This is a genomic window from Nocardia sp. NPDC058497 (assembly GCF_042720195.1).
Classification (GTDB): Bacteria; Actinomycetota; Actinomycetes; order Mycobacteriales; family Mycobacteriaceae; genus Nocardia.
In genome coordinates this window covers 1-3462 of the sequence record NZ_JBHXMY010000606.1, presented here as the reverse complement: position 1 = coordinate 3462, position 3462 = coordinate 1, and the positions used below count along the sequence as shown (strand labels likewise).

Here is a 3462-nt window from a genome sequence, read left to right as displayed (position 1 = left end):
TGGCGCGCTCTTGACGTGTCACGCCGCGCTATCGTGCTGGGGGTGGCGGGTGGGGGTTTGTATAACCCTAATTCACACCCCGCCCCCCCCGGCGGCCCGGCGGGGGGGCCCCGAACTCGAACTAGTTCGCGTGCAGATACACCGGAATACTGGTGTGCCCGTTGGAGATGAAGCTCTGCACCGGCGCCAGCTCGTCCGGGCTCGTGGCCAGTCTCATCGCCGGGAACCGGTCGAACAGCGCAGGCAGCGCGATAGCGGCCTCGAGACGGGCCAGCGATGCGCCGATGCAGTGGTGCGCCCCGTGGCCGAAGGCGAGGTGCTGATCGCGGGTGGCACGGGTGGGGTCGAACTCGGCGGTGTCGGCGCCGTGCACTTTCGGGTCACGGCTGGCACCGGCGTAGGAGGCCAGGATGGCCTCGCCCTTGCCGATCCGATACCCATCAGCGATATCGATGTCCTCGACCGCATACCGCAGTGGCAGGTGGGCCACCGGCGCCTGGAAGCGCAGCGTCTCCTCCACCACGTCGGCCCACGACACATCACCCGCGGCGACCGCGGCACGCTGCTCGGGATGGGTGAGCAGGGCGACGATCGCCTGGTCGAGCAAATTGACCGTTGTCTCGTGACCGGCGTTGATGACCAGCATCAACGTGTCGACGAGCTCCTTCTCGGACAGCTGGGAATCGTCGCCCTCGTCGCGGGTGGCGATCAGCACGCTGGTGACGTCATCGCCGGGATGCTCACGACGGAAGGCGACGAGTTCGCTGACCAATCGGTACATTTCGAGGTAGTTGGCCTGTGCCTGTTCGGCGGTGAACGAGCCGTCGAAGAAGCCGTCGACGCACTTGTGCAGCGCGGGCCCCAGCTCTTCGGGCACACCGAGCAGCTCGGTGATGACCCGGATCGGAACCGGGTAGGCGAAGCCGGTGCGCAGATCGACCGGCTCGCCGGCAGGGGTGGCGGCCAGCGCGTCGAGCAGGCTCTCGGTGATCTCGGCAATGCGCGGACGTAGCGCGGTGCTGCGACGGTGGCTGAACGCCGGGGAGACCAGTCGGCGCAGCCTGCGGTGATCGGCACCGTAGGCGGTGAACATGTTGTCCACCGCCACCCAGGGCAGCAGCGGCCACGCCTCGGTGATCTCGCCGTTGATGAACGACATCCAGTGCTGTCTGGGGTCTTTCGACACCCGAGGGTCGGCGAGCAGGCTCCGGAGCACCGCCTGATCGGTCACCGACCAGGCGGGCACGCCACCGGGCAACTCGACCAGCGCCACCGGGCCGCGCTGCTGAATGCGTGCCGACTCACCTTGGATGTCGGCACCGGTCGAATCCAGCACGATCGGTTCCATGACATTCTCCTCCATACCAGGGACTCGGCCCGTGATCGATAGTGCCGCAGCCAGTTTCGGCCGCGTGGTGGCAACTTACCCCGCGCCGTGCCGCCTAGGGAACGAACAGGGGCGCGGACGGCGGGAAGCTGACCGGTAGCGTCGTCATCGCGCGGTGGAACGGTCCCGGCCGCCAGGCGATCTCGTCCGCAGGCACAGCCAGGGTCAGGTCCGGCAGCGCGTCGAGCAGTTGGTCGAGCGCGTCCTGCGCGATCTGATAGGCCACCGATCGAGCCGGGCAGGCGTGCGGACCGGCACCCCAGGCAAGGTGGGATCGGTTGCCGTTGCGGTCGCCCTGGGCGATCGCCGGGTCGTTGTTGCACGCGGACAGACTGATCACCACCGGCTGGTTGGCGGGCAGCCATACGTCGTCGATCATGACCGGCTGCCGCGGATAGGTGGTGCAGAAGTTCGCCATCGGCGGATCGAGGAACAACACCTCGTCCAGCGCGTCGCGCGTGGACAGGCTGCCCGCGATCACCCCGCCGCCGAACCGGGAGTCGGTCAGGATGAGCAGCAGCGCATTGCTGATGAGGTTCTGCATCGGCTCGATACCGGCGCCGTAGAAACTGATCAGGTTGTACAGCATCTCTTCGTCGTCGAGACCTGCGGCATGGTGAGCCAGCCGCGAGGTCAGATCGTCGCCCGGTTCAGCCCGGCGCATGCTGATCAGCTCCATCAGCGCCGCGGACAAGTACTCCATACCCCAGGCCGCGTTGACGGTGTCGAACAGCGCGGCCATCCCGGTGGCAACTCGCCGTCCCAGCTCCGGAGTGCAGCCGACCACCCGGTTGAGTGTCTCGAAGACCAGCGGAAAAGCGTACTGCGTCAACACATCCGCGGAGCCGGTGCCACAGAACGAATTGATCAGCGGAATGGCGACCTGTTCCACGGTCACATGGAGGGCGTGGTGGTCGATGCTGTCGATCGCGGCGACGTAGGCCTGCCGATAGCGAGCGTGGACCGGTCCGGAGTTGCGCAGCGCGTTCGGATACCACTGCATCATCGGCCGCACCGGGCAGTCCTCCGGGATGCTGTCCTGCCACACCCGCGGATCCGCGGGAAAGTGGTCGGGGTCGTGCAGGATTCGCACCGCGGTCCGATACCCGAGCACCAGGCTGGCCGGGACGCCCGGCGACAACTCGACCGGCGCTATCGCCCCGTACCTTTCGCGCATCGCGCGGTAGTTCCCGTGCGGATCGGCAGCGAACTCGGGCGCATAGACGAGCCCCTGCACCGGGCAACCAGTACCCCGGTCGGAGTACGACGGTGACTGCGGCGCAAGCCGATTGGAGACATGGGCGTCCTCCACAGGCAGTGTTCCTTCCCCGAATGGACGGCAGATCCTTGCGACATTGCCACACCTGCGGGACCACCAAGATCGGCGAGGCATACCGGCGAGTAACGATGCAGGCGGCAGCCGAACCAGCAAGTCGCCTGTCCCCCAAGGCTGTTGCGGTTCTCCTCGTTGGGCGGGCCTCGAGTAGGGTCTTCGTGGCCCGCCGGCCCTGACGCGGGTCAGAAAATGCCGCGGAAGAAGGTGCGGATGTCGTCCGCGAGCAGTTCCGTCTCCTCCATTGCGGGGAAGTGGCCGCCCTCGGTGAACTCGCTCCAGTGGCCGATCGCCTTCCACGGGTCCAGCGCGCGGCGCATGAGCGGGTGGGTGTCGAACACGGCCCATCCGGACGGCACGCCGGAGGCCATGACCCAGTCGAATGGCGTTCGATATCGGGGGGCCGTTTGAATTGTGTTGTGGGCGTCTGTAGCTCGCGACAAATGCTTCTCCCGTACAAAACTGCACACATCGGGGCAACGCATCCTGGAACGCTCAGCCGTGGGTTCTCGACGAATATTCGTGCGCGCGCATCAGGCCCTGCGCGTCTACTGATGCCACCAATTCTCCTGCGCGCGTGAATATCTGGATCCGCGCGTACATGCGCCCCGCGCCCGCGAAGGGGCTCTCGCAGCGCAACAACAGCCAGTCGTGCACGGTGAACGGCCGATGGAAGGTGACGGTCTGGGCGAGCATGGCCGACTTACCCCGGCCACCGAGCCGCAAGATCTCGGACTGCGGA

Annotated in this window: 3 protein-coding genes and 1 pseudogene; all 4 read right to left on the bottom strand. The window is 66.7% G+C overall.

The window, feature by feature from the left end; all coding sequences use genetic code 11:
* Positions 1–121: 121 nt before the first annotated feature.
* Entirely contained in the window at positions 122–1348 is a 1227-nt protein-coding gene (locus tag ACFWPJ_RS28090; protein ID WP_378855795.1) for a cytochrome P450, read from the bottom strand.
* Between the two features lie 94 nt (positions 1349–1442).
* A complete protein-coding gene (locus ACFWPJ_RS28085) occupies positions 1443–2624 on the bottom strand; it encodes a cytochrome P450 (RefSeq protein WP_378855797.1) in 1182 nt (393 codons plus the stop codon).
* Between the two features lie 281 nt (positions 2625–2905).
* Complete coding sequence (locus ACFWPJ_RS28080; RefSeq protein WP_378855793.1) at positions 2906–3061, bottom strand: hypothetical protein; 156 nt, start codon at positions 3059–3061, stop codon at positions 2906–2908.
* 154 nt (positions 3062–3215) lie between these two features.
* A pseudogene (locus ACFWPJ_RS28075) lies at positions 3216–3462 on the bottom strand (hypothetical protein); the annotation flags it as partial.